The sequence below is a fragment of the Candidatus Caldatribacterium sp. SIUC1 genome (assembly GCF_051549785.1).
Classification (GTDB): domain Bacteria; phylum Atribacterota; class Atribacteria; order Atribacterales; family Caldatribacteriaceae; genus Caldatribacterium.
Genome location: NZ_CP189974.1, coordinates 1,052,281 through 1,072,314, shown reverse-complemented (window position 1 = coordinate 1,072,314; position 20,034 = coordinate 1,052,281). Strand labels below are relative to the sequence as shown.

Below are 20,034 nucleotides of genomic sequence, written 5' to 3'. Positions count from 1 at the left end.
TCGCGAACGGGCGAAGTTGTCAATAAGATGTATTAACCTTAAAACCAGAAAAGGGCCTCCGCTTGGATACATATCCACGTTGCTTTCTCCGGACAGGGGCGTTGCTGCATGCAGTGCAAGGGAGAGGAAACCAAACCTGGGAAAGCGCAGAAAAGACCCTGGATGCTTTAAAAGGGAAGGAAGGACCTTTGAGCTATGCAACCACCACAGGCCCCGGTGACCGAGAACACCAAGATACGCCCACCAGCAGGCCCCGGATCCTGCTTTCAGCTCCTCAATACCCTCACCCGCACTCTCCCCTTGTCTCCCCGGAAACGGGAGATGAAGAGGTCAATGGGGCGGTCGTTGACATCGTAGGTGATGTTCTCCATAAGGAGCACCGGGGCCTTGGGTTCGAGGCCCAAAAGCTCGGCATCCCGGTCGGTGGCGAGGACCGGCTCGAGACTCACCTCTGCCCACTGGGGCTTGAGGTTGTAGCGTTCAGTGAGGAGACGGTACAACGAGCGGTCGGTGAGGTCTTCCTCTAAAAGCCCGGGGCAGAGGTGGTGGGGGATGTGGTTCTGAACCCAGACCACAGGTTCATCCTCCACGAAGCGGAGGCGCTCGATGAAGATGACCTTCTCTCCCTCTTTGAGCTGCAAAGCCCTAGCAATGCGTTTGGGAGGATCCTGGAGCTCTTTCCGGAGGACTTTGGTCTTCAAGGTGTAGCCTCGCTGGGCCATGTCCTCGTAGAAGGTGACAAAGTGCTGGATGAACCCGTACTCGAGCTTGGGTTTGGCCACAAAGGTTCCCCGACCTTTCTCCCGGGTGAGGAGCCCTTCATAGACCAGTTCCTTCAGGGCCTGACGGACGGTGGGACGGCTGATGCCGTACTTTTCCGAGAGCTCCCGCTCAGAGGGGAGCAAATCCCCGGGAGCAAGGATGCCTTCCTCAATCTGCTCCCGGATGATCTCCTTGAGCTGGTAGTAGAGAGGAATAGGGACTTTCCGGTTAAGGGTAGACACGGTCAACCCCCTTTACATTTTGAATATTTTTTGCAGTATTGTAGCAGAATCTCTCATATCGTACACTTGAGCCACCCACCATCCACGTAGTACGTGGAACCCACACAGTAGCTGGCAAGAGGAGAACACAAAAACACGTAGAAGTGGGCAAGTTCCTCCGGAGTGGCAAAACGCCCGATGGGGGCATTGTCCTTCGCAATCCGGTCAAGGTACTCCTCCGGGGTCATGCCCTTTTCTCTGCTCACAATCTGGGCCGTTTTATCCCAGTCAGGGGTGCGAATGAGGCCAGGATTGATGCAGTTCACCCGAATGTTGTATTTGATGACTTCATTGGCCAGACATTTCGAAAACATGACGAGGGCAGCCTTCGTCACATTATAGATTGGCTCGTAATCCAGGGGTTGCCGCGCACAGATGGAGGCGGTGTTGATGATGACTCCCCCACCCCGTTCGATCATGAAGGGGATGATCTTGCGGGACATCCGGACTGCCGCCATGACGTGCAAGTCCCAGTAGTACTGCCACCGCTCATCAGGGGCATCCATGATTTTCTCGGCACTTCCTGTTCCGGCGTTGTTGATGAGGATGTCCGCACCCCCGAAGGTCTTCCTGATTTCCTCCACGAAGGCATCGATATCCTCAGGACGGGTCACATCGGCCCGAACACCAATCGCTCGCACACCGTATCGTTCCTCCAGAGTCTTCGCCGCTTTCTTCACCCGCTCTTCATTCCGGGCACAGAGCGCACAGTGCACCCCTTCTTTTGCCAGCGCCTCTGCCACGGCAAAACCAATTCCGATACTTCCCCCGGTAATGACGGCAACTTTCCCGGAAAGACCAAAGTCCATGGGAATACCTCCTCTGTAAAAGAAATCTCAAGGTCATTGTATGCTTAAAGAAAAGAAGGAACAACCTGTCCCGGCTCAGGGTGTTGTCACACAAAAGGCTTTTTCCACGAGGTTCTCTGCCTTCCTCCAAACTCTCCTTGAACGCCTGGATACCGCCTTTCCAGCGCTTTTTCCGGAAAAAAATCCCCAAACCATCACCTTGTGGGGCATTCCATCGAAACGCTCAGGTATAATGGGGAGAAAAACAGGAGAGGAGGAAGCGCCGTGAGCCTTAAAGGACGGGCGGCAATTGTGCAGTACATCGAGGAGGAAAAAATCATCGCCATTATCCGTGCCCAGAGTTCCCAGGCCCTCATGGAGGTTGTGGAAGCGCTGAAGCAGGGGGGCATCCACTGCATTGAGGTCACCATGACGACCCCAGGAGTCCTTGAAATCCTCGAGGAAGTTCGAAAGCACATGGACGACGTTCTCTTTGGAGCAGGGACAGTTCTTGACCCTGAAACGGCAAGGCTCTGCATCGCAAGTGGCGCCCAGTTCCTGGTCACCCCCTCGCTGAACGAGCGGGTCATCGAGATGGCCCACCGGTACGACGTCCCCATCATCCCCGGGGCACTGACCCCAACAGAAATCCTCAGGGCCTGGGAAAGCGGTGCAGAGGTGGTGAAGGTCTTCCCGGCATCAAGTCTTGGACCCTCTTACATCCGGGAACTCAAGGGGCCCTTCCCTCACATCAAACTCTGTCCTACAGGAGGGGTAAACCTGGAAAATGTTGCCGATTTCCTGAAGGCTGGGGCTTCCTGCGTGGGGGTTGGAGGGTCGCTCGTGCGCAAAGACCTCGTCGAAGGGAAGAAATGGGAAGAACTGACGGACCTTGCCCGCCGCTTCAAGGAAACGGTAAGGTTCCTCTGAAAAGAAACTTACCGCTTACGGCTTTCCCCAGAGGCCGATTCTCAGGCGGCGGGCTTCTTTTTCAAGTTTCCGGAGCCTCTCGGCGTACCTGACGTTTGGGGGGAAGGTGGCCACCTGGGCGTAACCGTTGGCCACAAGCCACTCATTCACCATAATATCGTCAACGTACACATAGGCGAGCAGTCTCCCATAGCGGTCACGCTTCTCAACGTCGAACTCAAGACGGACCCTCTTCCCCTCCACCATGCGGCGGTTCGCCTCATAGGCCTCCCGGGCGAAATACTCCACCCCCTTCTGGGGATGGTGAAGCTCAGGAGCATTGATACCGATGTAGCGGACTTTTTCACCGGTATTGAGCTCGATGGTGTCCCCGTCAATCACCCGGACGACGATGTACTCCCCCGGGGTTCTCTGGGAAACAGCGTAGTAGAAAAGCAAAAGAAGAAGGAAAAAGAGGATTGAACCCCAGGAGAGGCGCTGTGGCGTTCTTCGCACGTCACACCACCCGGAACAATGGTTCCTCACCCCTGAGGACCCGGACGACATTGAGCGCCGCAATTTTCCCCATTTTGATATTCGCTTCTTTCGTGTGTGCCGCAACGTGCGGGGTCACGATGACGTTCGGGAGGGTAAGGAGCGGGCTCTCGAAAGGCGGCTCAAAGGAGAGGACATCAAGACCTGCTCCGGCAATGCGGCCTTCTTTAAGGGCACGGAAGAGGGCTTCCTCGTCAACGAGTTCCCCACGGGCGGTGTTGATGAGAAAGGCGTCCTTTTTCATGAGCGAAAGAAGCCGCTCGTTCACGAGGTGTTTTGTTTCCGGCGTCAGAGGGGCATGGAGAGAGACAAAGTCGGCAATCGAAAAGAGGTCCTCAAGGGAGACACGGCGAAAGGCTTCATCCTCAACAAGGGGGTCGTAGTACACCACCTGCATCCCAAAACCCAGAGCCCTCCGGGCGACGCTTCTCCCAATACGCCCAAGGCCGACAATACCGAGCACCCTTCCTTCGAGTTCTACTCCGAGGGCTTGCGAACCCCAGATCTTCTTGCGAACGTTCTCCATAAGGAGCGGCAGGTTCCGGGCACAGGAGAGGATGAGGAGAAAGGCCATATCCGCTACTGATTCGGTGTTTGTCCCGGGAGCGTTGGCCACAACAACACCGTGTTCTTTTGCCGCCTCAAGGTCGATGTTGTCCACTCCCACCCCGTGCTTGGCGATGACCCGGAGATTCGGACACCGTTCAAGAACCACCCTTCCGATACGGTCGACACCAACGATAACTCCTTCAGCATCTCCTATGAGCCCAGCCACGACTTCTTCGTTCTCTGGCTCGGGATTCGCCTTCCTTTCCACCTCAAGGTGAGCTTCCTGGAGGATCTCCAGGGGCTCTGAAGAGGCACGGGCGAAAGAGCGGGCAAGAACAACAACCTTTGCCATGTCCACCACCCCGTTCTGCTATCCTATCTATGTACAGTACAAGGATACCACAAGGAGAGAAGCGAGATGGTCCTTTTAGAGAAAATCGTCGGTGCCTTTGTGGATTTTCCCGGCGTTATCCTCCTGGTGTGCCTGCTTTTGGGCATACGAGCAGGAATTCGCCGACGGCGGGCATGGGGATACGCGCTCTTTGCGCTCTTTCTCTACCTTTTCTCCGCAGGGTGGGTGCTCTTGCTTCTTCCCCGTCCCTCCTCTGCGCCTGCTCTTTCCTCCCCTCAAGCCATCGTCGTTTTAGGTGGAGGAGTGGTCAAAGACCCGGGAACAGGGAATCCCCTTCTGAGCCCTGTGAGCCTTGCCAGGGTGTATCGGGCCTTCCTCCTCTACCGGGAAAGGCCCCTTCCCATCATCGTGAGCGGGGGAAAGCTCCACGAGGAACAACCACTTACCGAGGCAGAGGTGGCCTTTGAGGTTCTCGGAACATTCGGGGTCCCCCCCGAAGACGTTATCCTTGAAGCGTATTCCCGCACAACCTGGGAAAATGCCCGGTACACAGCGGCGCTTCTCAGAGTCTTGGGCATTCGCAGCTTCTACCTTGTGACCTCCGAAGTGCACCTTCCCAGGGCACTCCTTGCCTTTCGCAAGTTCTATCCTGAAGCCGATATCACCCCCTGCCCTGCTCATCCCCTGCTCAGCACAGGAGCAGCGCTCTCCTTTGAGCGATTTCTTCCCAGAGCCGAGGTCCTCTCCGCCTGGGGGGACATCATCCACGAGGGGGTAGGATACCTCCTATACCTCCTGAAGCGAAGCTCTCCACTGGGTGAGGAGAAGTCCCAGACCAATGAGAACCATACTGACAAAAAGGCGCAGACTCAGAGGATCACGGAAAATCAGCCAGGCACCGACAACACCGAAAATCTGGGTCACATACTGGAAGGCTGTGGTTCTGGAGGCACCAAGCTGTTCGATACCCCGCATCCAGAGCACATAGGCCACAAGAGAGGAAAGAACGGTCCCATAGAGGAAGACAAAAAGGAGCACCGGCGTGAGGTGGCTGCGAAGAGCAACCCGAAAAACATCCCGGGCACACACTGGAAACATCGCGAGTACTCCAAAGAGCATGCTCCAGGCACTGCTTCTTAAGGGGGAATACTTTCGAAGGAGGAGTTTTCCAAAGTAACAGTACAGCCCCCACAGGAGAGCCGCTCCAAGGGTGAGAAGGTCTCCAAGGAGCACCGCCTGTCCTCTCTGTTCCTGACCCTGGAAAGCAGCGAGGATCACGATTCCCAGAAATCCAAGGAGAATCCCGGCAAAATGCATTCCCCGGAACCCCTCTTCACCCCGCAAAAGAACCATGATTGCCACAATGACCGGGGTCAGAGAGAGCAAAAGCGCCGAGTGCGACGCCAGGCTCAGGCGAAGCCCAAAGCTCCAGAGGGGTTGATACAGCCCAAACCCTATGGTCCCAAGGAGGAGAAAGAGCGGCACATCTTGTAGCGCAATGCCCACCGAGCCCTCGGTCCTCCAGAGCACCAGAAAGAACAGCGGTGTGCTCAGGAGGAACCGGAGAAACGGAAAAGCCAAAGGCCCCAGGGCAAGGACCCCAAGGCGCATGATACCGAAGTTCAAACCCCAGATGAGGGAGACAAGAAAAAGCGAAGCGTAAAGGCGCAGGAGGGATTTTCCAGGCATAGGAAAAGGCCGCCCCGAAGGGCGGCACTCCCTCTACTTGATTTCCACCTCAGCACCCACAGCCTCGAGCTTTGCCTTGATTTCCTCTGCCTCTTTTTTGCTGACGCCTTCCTTGATGGGCTTTGGCGGGTTGTCCACGAGGTCTTTGGCCTCCTTGAGACCAAGACCGGTGATGGCCCGGACTTCCTTGATCACCTGGAGTTTCTGGGGACCAGCGCTCTTTAAGATGACATCGAATTCTGTCTTCTCCTCTTCCTCAGCGGGAGCTGCAGCCTGAGGTCCGGCAACCGGAGCAGCGACCTGAGCCACCGGCATAGCCGCAGAAACTCCAAACTTCTCTTCGAGAGCCTTCACGAGTTCTGCAAGTTCAAGAACCGTCATCTTCTCGATCGCTTCGATGATCTCTTCTTTGGTCATGGGTCATGCCTCCTTTTCAGTGCGCTTTTTCTCTTCAATGGCCTTCAGTACCCACACGAAGTTCCGCAAAACCCCCTGGAGTACACCGAGAAGCCCCACAAGCGGCGCGGCAACACCACCAACCACCCGGGCAAGGAGCTCCTCTCGGGAGGGAAGCTCTGCCAGACGCTGCACGTCCTGGGCACTGAGGAGCCTCATCCCCAGGAAGCCACCTCTTACTTCAAGCTGCGGGAATTTCTTCGCAAAGTCGGCCAGGGCCTTCGCTATCTGAACCGCGTCACGATAGGAGAAGACAAAGGCATTCTGACCTTTAAGGAGGTGGTCTTCTCCCGGAAAGCCAGCCTGTCCCAGAGCAAGGCGCATGAGGGTATTTTTGGCAACCTTGAGCTCTCCCTCGATGCCCCGCAGGTTCCGCCGCAGCTGCTCCATGGCAGGGACATCCATACCGTGGTACCCCACGACGAAAACCGCCTGGCTCTTCTTCAACCGCTCAAGGAGCTCTCTAACGATGTTCTCCTTCTCGCTTCTTTCCAAATACCATCGACCCCCTTTCCACACAAAAAAGAGAAGACTCCCCTGAGGAGTCTTCTCGCATCTTCGCCTCCCCAGGATTTTTAAGCTTGCGCCCCTGGTTCTCAGGCACCTCTATTACGCTTTGAAGATCAGAGCTTTTGCCCTTCCCACCTCTCAGGCTGCCCTCTTCTCCATCCGGGCAAGGGCAGTGTTGACGTCAACAGGAACACCAGGGCTCATGGTGAGGGAGAGAACGATTTTTTTGATGTACCGACCCTTTGCCGCAGGAGGCTTCAGACGAACCACGGCATCGAGAGCAGCATAGAAGTTGTCAAGAATCTGCTCCTCGGCAAACGACGCCTTTCCGATGGGAAGGTGGACATTGCCAAGCTTATCGTTCCGGATTTCAATTCGCCCACCCTTGATCTCCCGCACAGCCTGGGCAACGTCAAACGTCACGGTCCCCGTTTTGGCGTTGGGCATAAGCCCCCGGGGACCGAGGATTTTCCCGAGGCGACTCACGATGCGCATCATGTCTGGGGTGGCCACCGCCGCGTCGAACTCAAACCACCCCTTCTGGATTTTCTCCACAAGCTCCTCGCCACCGACGTAATCCGCTCCTGCTTCCTGGGCCTCCCTCGCCTTCTCGCCCTGCGCAAAGACCAGAACCCGGACCGTTTTCCCCGTCCCGTGGGGCAAAACGACCGTCCCCCGAACCTGCTGGTCTGACTGCCTCGGGTCAATACCGAGGTTCAGCACCATCTCCACCGTCTCGTCGAAACGGGCGCTGGCCATTTCCTTCAGAAGACGGACGGCGCTTTCGGGGTCATAGAGCTTTCCGGGTTCAATCTTTGCCTTGAGCGCGAGGTATCTCTTGCTCCGCTCGGCCATACCTACTCCTCCCTTATCCCTCCACGACCTCAACACCCATGCTCCGGGCTGTGCCCTCGATAATGCGCATGGCCGCCTCGATATCGGTAGTATTGAGGTCGGGCATCTTCTTCTCCGCAATCTCCCGCAGCTTCGACCGTGGAATTTTCCCCACCTTGACCCGGTTGGGTTCACCGGAACCCTTCTCAATGCCCAGGGCCTGACGAATGAGGAACGACGCAGGGGGCGTTTTGCACACAAAGGTGAAGGAACGGTCTGAATAAATGGTAACCTCCACCGGGATAAGAACCCCCCGGTCCTTCTCCGTCTGGGCGTTGAAGGCCTTACAGAACTCCATGATGTTCACACCGTGCTGCCCCAGGGCTGGTCCAACCGGAGGCGCAGGAGTAGCCATCCCCCCGGGGATTTGCAGCTTCACCATTGCCACGACTTTCTTTGCCATAACCCGTCCACCTCGTTAGAGTTTTTCAACGTCAGAAAACTCGAGTTCCACAGGAGTCTCCCGACCAAAAATGGAGAGAAGCACCGTGACTTTCCCCCGTTCGTGGTCAACGTGCTCCACCGTTCCGGTGTAGTTCAGGAATGGCCCAGAGATGACCTTAACAACCTCACCCTTTTCAATGTCCAGGCGTGGCTTCTTCTCAATGCCCGTCTGACGGAGAATGACCTTCACCTCTTCGTCACTCAAAGGCTCAGGACGCATTCCTGAACCAACGAATCCTGTGACCCCTGGAGTGTTCCGCACCACATACCAGGAGCGGTCGTTCATGATCATCTCGACCATGACGTATCCTGGGAAAATCTTCCGCTTGGTGAAACGCTTCTTCCCGCGTCGAACTTCAATCGTCTCCTCCATGGGAACAACAACTCGAAAAATCTGGTCTTGCATCCCCATGGAAGCGATGCGGCGCTCAAGATTTGCCTTGACCTTGTGTTCACTCCCTGCCAGAGTATGGATGACGTACCACCGAGGTTGCATGGGTTTCCGAACCCCTCCACCATTACCTGAGATAAAGCCCCATGATAAAGGTCAAAAGCAGGTCTACAATTCCCAGGAAAACTCCCACAAGGACGATGACCACAAGGACCGTGATGGTGCTGTTCCACAGCTCTTTCCGGCTGGGCCAGGTGACCTTTCGCAGTTCTCCCCACGCCTCAATGAAATAACTCTTCAGCGAACGAAACCAGCGGACCAAAACTTTCACCCATCCTTTACCCCAAGATAAATTCATCGGGATTATAAATGCTTTTTCACCCTCTGTCAATGAGCCCGGGGTCAAAGGTTTTTCGGCTTTTCCCAAAAAGACACGCCACAGGAGGTCGGTCACGACAGAAAACACCAGCTTGCGCCTTGAAGATTCCCACAACGGTGGTATAATTTCTCCTGGGGATGAAGCCCCCCTTTAAGTGCCCTTGAAGGGCTGATGGCTTCTACGGGAAACGTAGAGTCATCAGCCCTTTTTTTATGCAGGTGGGCCGGGACAGGTCTTCGGGGGGCAGTGTTCCTGGACAGGAGGTTTTTTGCGACATGGGGGTTATCAGTGTCCTCTTTCCTGAAGGGTCAAAGGGAGAGCTATTGCGGAAAGTACCTCCTTCTGAACCTGATTTCTTTGTCGACCTCGGTCTTGACCAGATTGTCAACACCCTGACCGCCAGTCGGGAAGAAGAGTACCATCTTCGGGTTTTCTTCTTTCTCCCCTTGCAGGACATTGAAGCCATTCGTTACCGTCAGGAGGTCATGCGTGACCTCGAAGACGAAAACCTCGCAGAGAGTATCAGGACCTTCTCTCAGGGGATGCATGCCGTACGCACACAGCTTGCACTGAGCAAAAAGCTCTATTACAAGCATAACAAAGAGGGGTGGCTTCTTGAAGCGGTGGCAACATACTGCGAGACAGTTGAAAAGCTCGCACATTCCCTCTCGTCCTCAGCGATACGGTCCCGTGGTCTTTGTGCTTTTCGGGAATACCTCCTTGGGTATATTCGCTCCAGCCGCTTCGTGACTCTCAAGGAGGCCACGGAGAAGTTACGACGCGATCTGGCGGGTGTAGAGTACTGTCTCATCATCGATGGGGGTCGCATAAAGGTCCGAAGGTACGAGCAGGAAGCGGATTACAGCAAAGAAATTGCAAAGACTTTTGCGAAATTCAGACAGGATGCGGCCAAAGACTACAGGATTCAGTATCCACAGCGTGTGGAGATGAATCATGTTGAAGCGAAAATTGCAGAGCTTGTGGCCAGGCTCTTCCCGGAGGTGTTTTCCTCCCTTGAAGCATACTGCGCAGAGAACGCCAACTTTCTCGACGAGACTGTTGCAACCTTTGACCGAGAAATCCAGTTCTACCTGGCCTATCTTGAGTACATCGCACCTCTCCGAAGAAAGGGCCTCCAGTTCTGCTACCCCGAGGTATCTGACACCTGCAAGGACATCTGTGCCCATGAGACCTTTGATCTTGCACTGGCCTACCGATTGATGAGTGAGGGGAAAATGGCTGTCACGAATGACTTCTTCCTGCAGGGAAAGGAGCGGGTATTTGTGGTATCCGGTCCCAATCAGGGAGGGAAAACAACCTTTGCCCGGACCTTTGGACAACTTCACTACCTGGCCAGCCTGGGGTGCCCGGTACCTGGAAAGGCCGCACGCCTTTTCCTCGTCGATCGGATATTCACCCATTTTGAGAGAGAAGAGGATATCAAGAACCTCCACGGCAAACTTGAGGACGACCTGGTTCGAATGCACATCATCCTCACCCAGGCAACCTCAAAGAGCATCATAATCATCAACGAAATCTTCAATTCCACCACCCTGCACGATGCCTTGCTGCTCAGCCGAGAAATCATGGAACGAATCCTCCAGCTCGACGCCCTGTGCGTCTGGGTAACGTTTGTTGTGGAACTGGCCTCCTTGAGCGATAGGATTGTCAGCATGGTCAGTACCGTCTACCCGGACAACCCCGGCGTGCGGACGTACAAGATCCTTCGAAAACCCGCCGACGGTCTGGCCTTTGCCCTGCTCATTGCGGAAAAATACCGGCTCACCAGAGATCAAATAAAGGAGCGGATCAAACCATGAAGGTCTTCCTTATGTTCCGCGATCACAATTCCACCCTAAAGAAGCAACGCTCACCTCTTGTGGAAGAGCTCGCGAAAGACCTAGAACTTGCCATTCTCTGGGAAGCCATGGCACTTGGAGACGACTACCTCTATGAGGTTGCGCGGGAAGCCTTCCTTGCAAGCTGCAGGGACATCGATACCATCCTCTATCGTCAGAAGGTCCTTGAGGACTGTATCCGCAACGCTTCTATCGTCAGGGATATGTATACCCTGGTGGTGAAGGCCATAGAGATGAGGAAAAGGGCGTACCTGGGAGGTATTTTTTCCCGTTACCCGTCTTCCATTCTTTCTGGCGCTGTGGGGCTTCTTGAAGTTTCCGTCGAAATGCTCAAAGAGCTCAGAAGTTTTGCTGACCGGTATGCTCACCGATTCACATCAGAAGGTTTCACAGGGTTTTTCGCCATGTTGCAGGAAGAGCTCGACGACGCTTACCTTGCGATAGTCGAGGAACACCTGAGGGAGCTGAGGTTGAAAAGGGGAGCGCTCATCAGTGCCCGGCTGGGAAGGGGCAACGTGGGCGAGGAGTACACTCTTCGGAAACCCCAGGACTCCAGAGGCTGGAGAGCACCGTGGCAGAGGAGATCCCCAGTGTATTCCTTCTCTATCGACCCCCGAGACGAAAGCGGAGCAAGAGCCCTGTCAGAGTTGAGAGACCGAGGAGTCAACGTTGCAGCAAATGCCCTGGCCCAGTCGGCAGACCACGTGGTGAACTTCTTTGAGTCTCTCCGCCTGGAACTGGCCTTTTATGTCAGCTGTCTCAACCTTTACGACCAGCTCACCGCCCTTGGCGAACCGGTGACGTTCCCCGTGCCTTTCCCCAAAGAAGAAAGGAAACACCTCGCCTCCGGATTGTACGACCCCTGTCTTGCTCTGGTGACAAAGAAGAAAGTGGTGGGGAACGACCTCGATGCCTGTGGAAAAGACCTTATCATTGTCACCGGAGCGAACCAGGGTGGGAAATCAACCTTTTTGCGCAGTATAGGCATTGCACAACTCATGATGCAATGCGGCATGTTTGTCCCCGCCGAATTCTTCGGTGCCAACCTCTGTGAGAGGCTTTTCACCCACTTTCGACGGAGAGAGGACACGACCCTGAAAAGCGGGAAACTCGACGAGGAACTCAAGAGAATGAGCGATATCGTCGATGAACTCACCCCGAATTCCATGGTGCTGTGCAACGAGTCCTTTGCTTCGACAAACGAGCGGGAAGGTTCAGAAATCGCCCGCCAAATCGTCAGCGCATTTCTTGACAGACGTATCAAGGTGGTCTTTGTAACACACCAGTACGAGTTCGCCCACAGTTTCCTCGTCCCGAAAATGGACAACGTCCTCTTCCTGCGTGCCGAGCGAGAAAGCAACGGAAAACGAACGTTCAAAATCGTTGAAGGTGAACCCCTGCAAACAAGCTACGGAGAGGACGTGTACAGGAAAGTTTTCGAAACATCAGAAAATGAGCTTCCCGAAAAAAGCTCTCTACAGCTTTCCTGGAGGTGAAGTGATGAAGCATCTGCGCTCTTTTAAAGAGGGTACGGCAGTCAGCCTCTGCAGGTCCTGGAGCGGGGATTGGAGCCTTTGAGTACGTGAAACGGAGGGATTCCCATGCGTCAGCAGGAAGAACGAGTACCTAAAAGGGCAAAGGACCTTTCCGTTCTCTTTGAAGAAGCCATCAAGGAACTCGAAGCCCTGGGATCCGAGTTTGAGAACGAGCGAAAAGCCCTGAACAATCTGAAAGAAAGGCTGCTTCAAGAACGCTTTCACCTGGCGGTTCTTGGGCAGTTCAAGCGGGGAAAGAGCACGTTCATCAACGCTCTTCTTGGAGAAGAAATACTCCCCACGGCAGTGCTTCCCCTAACGGCTGTGCCCACCTTCGTTCTCTTTGGCCTCAGGGCTCGAGTGCGAGTCCTTTTTGAGGAGGGGAAGGAGGAAACGTGGGAGGGAGAAAACCCGGAAGAACTCCTGCATTTTCTCTCCCAGTTCGTCACCGAAGCAAGAAATCCGGAAAATACGAGGAGTGTCTCCCAGGTCGAGGTATCGTACCCCTCTCCACTCCTTGAGGCCGGGGTGGTGCTCATCGATACCCCTGGGATTGGGTCAACTCTCCGTCACAACACCGAGGCCACACTGAACTTCCTGCCCCAGTGCGATGCAGCAGTCTTTCTCCTTTCCACCGACCCCCCGGTGACCGAAGCGGAGGTCGAGTTTCTGCAGTCCGTACGTTCCAAGGTTGCCCATCTCTTCTTCGTCCTCAACAAAGTGGATTACCTCAAAGAGGAAGAGGTGACCTCCCTTTTCTCCTTCATTAAGGACGTGCTGCGAAAGGAAGCAGGAATAGAGGGCGAACTCCCCATCTTCCCTGTTTCGGCTCGTCTGGCCCTCGAGGGAAAGAAAAAGAACGACCCGGACCTCCTCTACCGAAGCGGTATCCCCAGGGTCGCACAGTACCTCCTGACTTTTCTTGCTCAAGAGAAACGCGATACCCTTCAGGTTGCCCTGGCAAAAAAGGCCGTCAATGTCCTGGACAATCTTGTCATGCACCTGCGCCTTGTGCTCCGTTCTTTAGAGATGCCACTCTGCGACCTCGACGAGCGCTTGCGAATTTTCACCGAGAAAATTCGGGAGGCAGAACGTCAACGCGTTCAGCTCGGAGACCTTCTCTCCGGCGAGAGAAAACGAATGGTGGCACTGCTTGAAGAACAGGCAGAACACCTTCGACAAAAAGCCAGAACCCACCTCCTCACAGTTGTCGAACAGTGTCTGGTCACGCAGCACACTCACCCCGAAGAGGCAATTCGGGCCACCCTCGCCGAAGCCATCCCTGCCTTCTTCGAGCGCGAGCTGAGCGAAATCGCCAGCGCGTTTGCGAAGAGGGTCGCTGAAGTTCTCGAGCCTTACGAAGGAAAAGTCCAGGAACTCGTTGAAACCGTTCGACGAACGGCGAGTGAGCTCTTCGACATTCCCTACACTTCACCGAAAAGCTCGGAGACCTTTGCCATGTATCGACGGCCCTACTGGGTGACCCACAAATGGTATACTCACTTGAGCTTCCTCCCTGAAGGAGTGCTCTCGGCACTGCTTCCGGCAAAGGTCCGTCAGGCGAAAATCGTTCGCCGGATTCAGCAGGAAATCGAGGAACTGGTGACCAGTAACGTGGAAAATCTGCGCTGGGCAACGCTGCAGAACCTCAATCACACTTTCCACCAGTTCTCTGAAGCCCTGGAGGAGCAGCTCGAAAAGACCATCGCCGCAACCTACGGCGCCATCGAAAAAGCCCACCTCAGGAGAGTGGCAAAAAGTCAGGACCTCCAGGCAGAGATTGCCAGTCTCAGCGCAGCCTCTCGGGTATTCACGGAGCTCCAGGCCGAATTCGCTTCCTTCACACAGTACCGGAACCTTTAGGCTCTGACTCGCCTTTCACATAGAGGAAAAGACGCAGATCCCGGTCAACCTCTTTCGGAGTCCATCCCCGAAAGGTCCAGACGTACGACACGATACGGGTTCCATCTCTGAGTTCCCGGAGGAGTTTCTCCTTCAAGGCTTCGTTCACGTGCTCAAAAAGAAACAGCGTGATGACATCCGCCCGGGAAAGATCAACGGAAAAAATATTCCCAAAAACCACCCGAACCTTTGACCGGAGCCCCGAAAGGAGCACCCGGAACCAGGCAAGGAGAAAAAGCCAGGGATTGAGCTCCACTCCTACGGCACAGGCGCCGTACTCCCGGGCAGCACAGAGGAGAATCCTCCCGTCTCCACACCCAAGATCGTACAGGACTTCTCCCGGTCTGATTCTGCTCATCTCGAGCATCCTCCGCACCCGCCGCATGTCTGTGGGTTGCCAGGGGATACCCCGGAAGAACAGCGGAAAAAGCCAGAAAAAGAAGAGCACGAGAAAAACAGAAAGCAAGACAAAAGCCAGGCTCATCCGCTTACGAACTCCTCGGCCCGGTACGAACTCCGCACAAAGGGACCACTGGCCACACCCCGAAACCCAAGACGAAGCGCGTATTCCCTGTAGTAAGCGAAAACCTCGGGAGGAACATACGCAGCTACAGGAAGATGCCAAGCAGTTGGTCGGAGATACTGGCCAATGGTGACGACATCACACCCTGCCTCTTGAAGGTCCAAAAGGACGGCTTCAACTTCCTCTCGGGCTTCCCCAAGACCAACCATAAGTCCTGATTTCACGAGAATCCCGGGGTAGCGCACCTTGGTCCTTCGCAGAAGTTCAAGGGATCTGGCATAGTCCGCCTGAGGACGCACCAGGGGATAGAGCCGGGGCACCGTCTCCACGTTGTGGTTGAGCACATCAGGGCGGGCGGCAAGGACAATCTCCAAGGCTTCTGCACTCCCCCGGAAATCGGGGACGAGAACTTCAACCGTGGCCTGCGGCAGGCGTTCCCGTATCGCCTGAATGGTTTTCGCAAAGTGTTCCGCTCCCCCATCGGGAAGGTCGTCTCTGGTCACGGAAGTGACCACCACGTGGTGCAGGTTCAAAGTTCCAGCTGCTTCGGCCACCCTCTGGGGCTCCTCGGGATCAGGAGGAAGGGGTATTCCCTTCTTCACCGCACAGAAGCGGCAACTCCTCGTACAGGTATCCCCAAGAATGAGAAAGGTTGCCGTCCCCCGGCGGAAACACTCCCCGAGGTTTGGGCAGCGGGCACTCTCGCAGACCGTGTGGAGGGAAAGGCTGCGAAGGAGCTTCTCAACTTTTTCCCATTCTTCCTGCGGCGGAAACCGCCGTCGAATCCAGGGAGGAAGACTACCCACGACTCTCCTCCATAGCAAAACCAAAGACTTCTCCGAACTTCTGGGCAAGAAGGTACTTCATCTTCCGGACATCGTCCTGCCCAAAACTCCTTCCCAGAACTTCCTGAAGGGCTGTCACTCCGAAACCCCGTATGCCACAGGGAACAATGTACCCGAAGGGTGCAAGGTCCAAAGCGACGTTCAGCGCAAATCCATGATACGTCACCCAGTGTCGCACGGCAACCCCAATGGCGGCAATCTTTCTCGGTCCATCCCTTTCCACCCACACCCCCGTGTACGGAGGGAAACGAAAGGCCGAAACCCCAAAATGGGCAAGAAACCGGATGAGCACTTCCTCCAGGGACCGCAAAAAGGCGTGAACGTCCTTCTTCCAAAACCGGAGGTTCACCAGAGGGTACCCCACAATCTGCCCCGGACCGTGGTAGGTCACATCACCCCCCCGTTCAACCTCATACACCTCAATACCCTGTCTTTTGAGGGCCTCCTCCGAAAGGAGAAGGTGTTCCTTTTTCGCACCCCGACCCAGGGTCACCACCGGGGGGTGTTCGAGGAGAAGAAAAACCCCGGGACGGTTTTCCTCGGCAATCCTCTCCACCAGGGCCCTCTGGAGAAGAAGGGCCTCCCCGTAGGGCACCTCAGCAAACACCTGATAAGGAAAACGAACGTTTCTCACGGGAATATTCCTTATGCGTTCTGGTTTTCACAAGTAGAAAGGAGGGAGAGGCATGCGCACCAAAGAGGAAATCGCTCGGGCGTTACAGAATTTCTCATACCTCAAGGAACCCATTATGACCTTCTTCGTCACCTGCGATCTCTGCGGCAGAGATGCCGACTGGCACATTTCCCTTGGTCTTGACCACGAGTTCAACCTCTGTTACCTCTGCATGAGGGCCATCGAAGAGCACATCCAGTCCCTCGCCCAGTACCAGCGCGTGTAGTTCACGCCCTCTTGAGCACGCTCTGACGATACCTCTCAGCCTCAAGCCCAAGGAGTTCTTCCTGTTCTTCCTGACTCAGAACCCGAGGGCTCCCGAAAAGTTGCGCAATGGCTGTAATTTTTGCCGCTTCTTCAAGGATCTGTGCCCGGTAAAAGGCTTCTTTCAAGGTCGCACCCACCGTAATGGCTCCGTGGTTCACTAAAACCACGGCTTCGGCGTGCTGTACTGCCTCTTTCACTGCCTGGGCAAGCCGTTCCGTACAGGGGAGGATGTACGGGAGAACAGCTACCCGCTTAATGAGCGCGACAAAATCCGGGAACATCGGCTCAATGCTTCCCCCACCGCTTGTCACCCCGATGACGAAAGGCGGGTGCACGTGGACCACCGCATTCACGTCCTCCCGGGCAAGGTAAACCGCCCGGTGCATGGCTACTTCAGATGATGGTCGACCCTCACCCAGAACCGCTCCACTTCTAAGGTCCACAGCCACATAGTCTTCGGGTGACACCTCTTCAAAAGAAAGACCGCTTGGGGAAATGAGCATTTTCTCCGCACAGCGAGCGCTGATGTTCCCACCCGGGCCCACAGCCAGGCCGCTTTCAAGGATTCGTCGACCAAAGTTTGCAAGTTCTCCCCGGAGTCTCTTTTCGTCCATAGCCTTCCCTTCTTTCTGAGTCCTTTTATTATACCGCAAAAACTGGGCTTAGATGCACCGTGCTCCGTTTTCTGAAGGATGTTCCCGAACCATGGTCAGGAATTCCCGGGCAAGTAAGGGGTCAAACACCCGGCCACTCTCCCTCTGAATGTGTGCTACAGCCTGAGCAAAAGGTTGCTCCAGGAAGGCCGTGCAAAGGGCAACAATCCTTGAGAGCAGGGGGATTTCCTCTCCCTGGAGTCCCCGGGGAACACCCTCCCCGTTCCACCACTCGTGGTGTGCGAGAATAGCCTCAGAAAGAGGGGCAAGACGAGGGATGTTGCTTGCGATGAAGTACCCGGACTCCGTATGACGGCGAAGAAAGGCCTCTTGGTCAAGTCCCGGCCATTCTCCCCGGCGGGCAAGGGGAATCACGCCGATCTCGTGGAAGCGGGCAAGAAGGACGAGCTGCTCCCTCTGGGATTCGGAAAGCCGGAGTCTTCTGGCAAAGCGAAGTACAAGCTTCTCCATTTCCTCAAGATAACGCTTCCCCAAAAGTTCCTCAAGGAACGCCCCAAAGGACTGCAGCACTCCTTCGTAGAAGCGTTCCCTCCCGGCAAGCTTTACCTGGTACATCCGTTCCTCAGCTTCTCGAACGACGTCTTCAAGGCTCTGGGAAAGGCTTTCTCGTATTGCCCATCCCAGGGCAACGTCTACAGGGAGAACCGAGGTTTCCCCTTTGAGCCTTTCCTGAATCCTCGCACATATCTCCGAGGCCACCGGAGCATCTGCCTTTGGCAGAATCACCGCAAATTCGTCTCCGCCCCAGCGAGCCACAACGTCCTCCTTCCGGCAACTTGCGCGGAAAGCCTCGGCCACCATCCGCAAAAGGCGATCTCCCTCAGCGTGCCCAAAGGCGTCGTTGACAATCTTCAGACCGTTGACGTCACCCACGATGAGGCTTAAGGGAAGGACGCGGGCGGTGTTCAGACGGTCGAGCTCTTCCTCAAAGTACGCCCGGTTGTAGAGGCCGGTAAGGACATCCCGGAAGCTCGCGAGACGAACCGCCTCCTCAGCCCGTTTTCGTTCGGTCACATCTCGGACCGTCACCACGACACCCTGGATAAGGGGGTGCGCAAGAAGAACCCGGCCAATGGCCTCCATTACCCGCCACTCGCCGCTACGGTGTTTCAGGCGGAATTCTACCCGCCGCACTTCACCCTCTTTCCCCTGGAGGAAGAGGTGCTGCACCTGTCTTGCATCCTCGGGATGAAGGAAAGAAAGGGCCAGAGCACCCTGAAGCTCTTCGGGAGTATATCCGGTGACGTTCTCTACCGAAGAAGTGGCGAAACGAACTCTCCCGTCCCTCTCAAGAACGAGCACCGCATCAGAGCTGTACTCAAGGAGAATCCGGTAGTACATCTCGTTTTTCCGGACGCTCTCCCGGGCAAGGATTTCCTCCGTCACGTCTTCAAGCGTTCCCTCGTACACCTCATCCCTCACAAGGTGAGCGTTCTCCCGCAAAAAGCGCAACGTCCCTGTCTTCGTCCTCCAGGTGGTCACCACACCCCGAATGGCTCTGTCTCGCTTCAGGAGTTCCTCAAAAGAGGCGAGGGTGAGGATGGCATCCTGGCGGAAGAAGGCAAGACCGAGTTCTTGCAACTCTCCAAGTGTCTGGCATTCCACAATCTCAAGCATGCGGGGATTGGCCTGGAGCACTTCCCCACCAAGGCGTGCCTGGTACACTCCCACCGGGACTCCCTCAAAAAGCCTCCGGAAGCGGGTCTCGCTCTCCTCAAGGCTCCTGCTCCGTGCAACGACCTCCTCAAGGAGGGTATTGACTGCACCTCCAAGAAGGGTCACCTCGTCTTTTCCCTTTGTTTCTGCCCGAAGGGTGAAATCCCTGCTCTCCCACACCTTCCGGAGAAACGCGGCAAGGTAGAGAATCCGCCGAACCACAACCCCCTCAAGGAGCAAAAGAAGGAGGGCGAGAACAGCGACGCTCCCTGCCCCATGAGCCCGTTCAAGAAAGACCGCCACCCTCTGCCCCCGCTCCGCGAAACTCTGGAAATACGGAAAAACCAGGATTATCCCTCCGCTTCCAACGGCGTAGGAAACGGGGACGCTCACCAGCACCCGGAACGGTGCAATCTCCCGCACCGTGAAGGTCTCTGAAAGGGACGAGTCCAGAGCACCGAGCTTCACCGAAGACCCAAAGAGATCCGAGAGGTGCGCGAGGAAACCTTCGTCGACCTTCCGGGCCATGACGAGGAACCCCCGGGGAGGACCGGAGAGGTTACTCCGGAGGATCCAGGAAATGGCGAAAAACCAGGTTTCCTTCCCCACGGGAAAGAACCCGCTCTTCCGGTCGAGGAGATACCCCCGGGACAGAAGCCCTCCAAGAGATCGCACGGAAGGGATGAACCCCTGGGGAAGGGCAAAAGGTCGCTGGGTATACGGGTCAAGGCTTTTCCCGTAGACCAGGGTTCCGTCTTCTCTGAAAAACCCCAGGAAGTGAATCCCCAGGTTCGGGAAAATATCGTCGGTGCAGTTCACCTCCACGTACTCCGGATATTCCCCCTCCATGAATCGGTAGGTATCGTCCCAGAGAGCCCAGTCGACAACGATGCGCTCGAGGTTCTTCTTTTCCCCCTCCACAAGGTGGAGGAGCTGTTCCACCCTCTTTGTGAGGTTCTCCCTCTCCAGGGCGAGGAACTCCCGGACAAGGATGTGGCGAAGGGCAAAAGCGGTCAAAAAGAAAGAAACGAGGGACACCACGCCCACAATGGCGACAACCCTGTACCGTAACGACACCTTTTCCCCTCCTCAAAATCAAACCCCCGAAATCTACCGGGATTGTAGAAAAAGGAGGGAAACA

The 20,034-nt window shown here is 55.6% G+C and carries 21 protein-coding genes, 1 pseudogene and 1 riboswitch; of the genes and pseudogenes, 6 read left to right on the top strand and 16 right to left on the bottom strand.

Features of this window, described 5'->3' with window-relative positions:
• Positions 1 to 266: 266 nt before the first annotated feature.
• Positions 267 to 1,004 (bottom strand): UTRA domain-containing protein, encoded by a 738-nt coding sequence (locus ACP6EK_RS05550; protein WP_017873064.1) that lies wholly within the window; start codon positions 1,002 to 1,004, stop codon positions 267 to 269.
• 53 nt (positions 1,005 to 1,057) lie between these two features.
• Positions 1,058 to 1,852 carry an SDR family NAD(P)-dependent oxidoreductase gene (locus tag ACP6EK_RS05545; protein WP_438313890.1) on the bottom strand — a complete coding sequence of 265 codons (795 nt, stop codon included), beginning with the start codon at positions 1,850 to 1,852 and terminating at the stop codon, positions 1,058 to 1,060.
• 264 nt (positions 1,853 to 2,116) lie between these two features.
• On the opposite strand from ACP6EK_RS05545, the gene ACP6EK_RS05540 reads away from it, so the two are divergent.
• Positions 2,117 to 2,761, top strand: a complete 645-nt coding sequence (locus tag ACP6EK_RS05540; protein ID WP_438313888.1) for a bifunctional 4-hydroxy-2-oxoglutarate aldolase/2-dehydro-3-deoxy-phosphogluconate aldolase — start codon at positions 2,117 to 2,119, stop codon at positions 2,759 to 2,761.
• A 15-nt stretch (positions 2,762 to 2,776) separates the two neighbouring features.
• Here the strand turns inward: ACP6EK_RS05540 and ACP6EK_RS05535 are convergent, their stop codons facing one another.
• Positions 2,777 to 3,256: a thermonuclease family protein gene (locus ACP6EK_RS05535; RefSeq protein ID WP_438313886.1), complete on the bottom strand. Its 480-nt coding sequence runs from the start codon at positions 3,254 to 3,256 to the stop codon at positions 2,777 to 2,779.
• A gap of 1 nt (position 3,257) precedes the next feature.
• Complete coding sequence (locus ACP6EK_RS05530; RefSeq protein ID WP_438313883.1) at positions 3,258 to 4,196, bottom strand: phosphoglycerate dehydrogenase; 939 nt, start codon at positions 4,194 to 4,196, stop codon at positions 3,258 to 3,260.
• Positions 4,197 to 4,262: 66 nt separating this feature from the next.
• Between ACP6EK_RS05530 and ACP6EK_RS05525 the strand changes: the two are divergent.
• Positions 4,263 to 4,916 (top strand): annotated as a pseudogene (locus tag ACP6EK_RS05525) (YdcF family protein); the annotation flags it as partial.
• Positions 4,917 to 4,982: 66 nt separating this feature from the next.
• Here the strand turns inward: ACP6EK_RS05525 and ACP6EK_RS05520 are convergent.
• From ACP6EK_RS05520 to secE, 7 genes are all read right to left on the bottom strand, one after another.
• Complete coding sequence (locus tag ACP6EK_RS05520; RefSeq protein ID WP_438313881.1) at positions 4,983 to 5,885, bottom strand: DMT family transporter; 903 nt, start codon at positions 5,883 to 5,885, stop codon at positions 4,983 to 4,985.
• A 33-nt stretch (positions 5,886 to 5,918) separates the two neighbouring features.
• Entirely contained in the window at positions 5,919 to 6,302 is a 384-nt protein-coding gene (gene rplL / locus ACP6EK_RS05515) for a 50S ribosomal protein L7/L12 (RefSeq protein WP_017873850.1), read from the bottom strand.
• 3 nt (positions 6,303 to 6,305) lie between these two features.
• Complete coding sequence (gene rplJ, locus ACP6EK_RS05510) at positions 6,306 to 6,836, bottom strand: 50S ribosomal protein L10 (RefSeq protein ID WP_438313878.1); 531 nt, start codon at positions 6,834 to 6,836, stop codon at positions 6,306 to 6,308.
• A gap of 153 nt (positions 6,837 to 6,989) precedes the next feature.
• A complete protein-coding gene (gene rplA, locus ACP6EK_RS05505; protein WP_438313875.1) occupies positions 6,990 to 7,706 on the bottom strand; it encodes a 50S ribosomal protein L1 in 717 nt (238 codons plus the stop codon).
• Positions 7,707 to 7,719: 13 nt separating this feature from the next.
• Positions 7,720 to 8,148: a 50S ribosomal protein L11 gene (rplK, locus tag ACP6EK_RS05500; RefSeq protein WP_017890130.1), complete on the bottom strand. Its 429-nt coding sequence runs from the start codon at positions 8,146 to 8,148 to the stop codon at positions 7,720 to 7,722.
• A gap of 15 nt (positions 8,149 to 8,163) precedes the next feature.
• Positions 8,164 to 8,685 (bottom strand): transcription termination/antitermination protein NusG, encoded by a 522-nt coding sequence (nusG, locus tag ACP6EK_RS05495; protein ID WP_017873846.1) that lies wholly within the window; start codon positions 8,683 to 8,685, stop codon positions 8,164 to 8,166.
• Between the two features lie 22 nt (positions 8,686 to 8,707).
• Positions 8,708 to 8,911, bottom strand: a complete 204-nt coding sequence (gene secE / locus ACP6EK_RS05490) for a preprotein translocase subunit SecE (protein ID WP_438313872.1) — start codon at positions 8,909 to 8,911, stop codon at positions 8,708 to 8,710.
• A 172-nt stretch (positions 8,912 to 9,083) separates the two neighbouring features.
• A riboswitch (Fluoride riboswitch) is annotated at positions 9,084 to 9,147 on the top strand.
• Between the two features lie 87 nt (positions 9,148 to 9,234).
• On the opposite strand from secE, the gene ACP6EK_RS05485 reads away from it, so the two are divergent.
• The 3 genes from ACP6EK_RS05485 (at position 9,235) to ACP6EK_RS05475 (ending at position 14,216) form a co-directional block, all read left to right on the top strand.
• Positions 9,235 to 10,779, top strand: coding sequence for a MutS-related protein (locus ACP6EK_RS05485; RefSeq protein WP_438313869.1), 1,545 nt, complete (start codon positions 9,235 to 9,237; stop codon positions 10,777 to 10,779).
• Positions 10,776 to 12,314: a MutS-related protein gene (locus tag ACP6EK_RS05480; protein WP_438313867.1), complete on the top strand. Its 1,539-nt coding sequence runs from the start codon at positions 10,776 to 10,778 to the stop codon at positions 12,312 to 12,314. Before ACP6EK_RS05485 ends, ACP6EK_RS05480 begins: the two co-directional genes overlap by 4 nt.
• 105 nt (positions 12,315 to 12,419) lie before the next feature.
• Positions 12,420 to 14,216: a dynamin family protein gene (locus ACP6EK_RS05475; RefSeq protein WP_438313864.1), complete on the top strand. Its 1,797-nt coding sequence runs from the start codon at positions 12,420 to 12,422 to the stop codon at positions 14,214 to 14,216.
• Here ACP6EK_RS05475 and ACP6EK_RS05470 read toward each other — a convergent pair.
• The 3 genes from ACP6EK_RS05470 to lipB are packed head-to-tail and all read right to left on the bottom strand — an operon-like array spanning position 14,194 to position 16,257.
• Positions 14,194 to 14,739, bottom strand: a complete 546-nt coding sequence (locus ACP6EK_RS05470; protein ID WP_438313861.1) for an SAM-dependent methyltransferase — start codon at positions 14,737 to 14,739, stop codon at positions 14,194 to 14,196. The genes ACP6EK_RS05475 and ACP6EK_RS05470 overlap by 23 nt on opposite strands.
• A complete protein-coding gene (lipA, locus tag ACP6EK_RS05465; RefSeq protein ID WP_438313858.1) occupies positions 14,736 to 15,584 on the bottom strand; it encodes a lipoyl synthase in 849 nt (282 codons plus the stop codon). Before lipA ends, ACP6EK_RS05470 begins: the two co-directional genes overlap by 4 nt.
• Positions 15,577 to 16,257, bottom strand: a complete 681-nt coding sequence (gene lipB / locus ACP6EK_RS05460) for a lipoyl(octanoyl) transferase LipB (protein ID WP_438313856.1) — start codon at positions 16,255 to 16,257, stop codon at positions 15,577 to 15,579. Before lipB ends, lipA begins: the two co-directional genes overlap by 8 nt.
• Before the next feature lie 52 nt (positions 16,258 to 16,309).
• Here lipB and ACP6EK_RS05455 point away from each other — a divergent pair, with 52 nt between their 5' ends.
• Positions 16,310 to 16,522: a hypothetical protein gene (locus ACP6EK_RS05455; RefSeq protein WP_017874043.1), complete on the top strand. Its 213-nt coding sequence runs from the start codon at positions 16,310 to 16,312 to the stop codon at positions 16,520 to 16,522.
• A gap of 1 nt (position 16,523) precedes the next feature.
• Here ACP6EK_RS05455 and ACP6EK_RS05450 read toward each other — a convergent pair whose 3' ends face one another.
• Both ACP6EK_RS05450 and ACP6EK_RS05445 read right to left on the bottom strand, forming a co-directional pair.
• Positions 16,524 to 17,177, bottom strand: coding sequence for a class II aldolase/adducin family protein (locus ACP6EK_RS05450; RefSeq protein WP_438313852.1), 654 nt, complete (start codon positions 17,175 to 17,177; stop codon positions 16,524 to 16,526).
• Between the two features lie 48 nt (positions 17,178 to 17,225).
• Positions 17,226 to 19,970: a diguanylate cyclase gene (locus tag ACP6EK_RS05445; protein WP_438313849.1), complete on the bottom strand. Its 2,745-nt coding sequence runs from the start codon at positions 19,968 to 19,970 to the stop codon at positions 17,226 to 17,228.
• Positions 19,971 to 20,034: the final 64 nt, after the last annotated feature.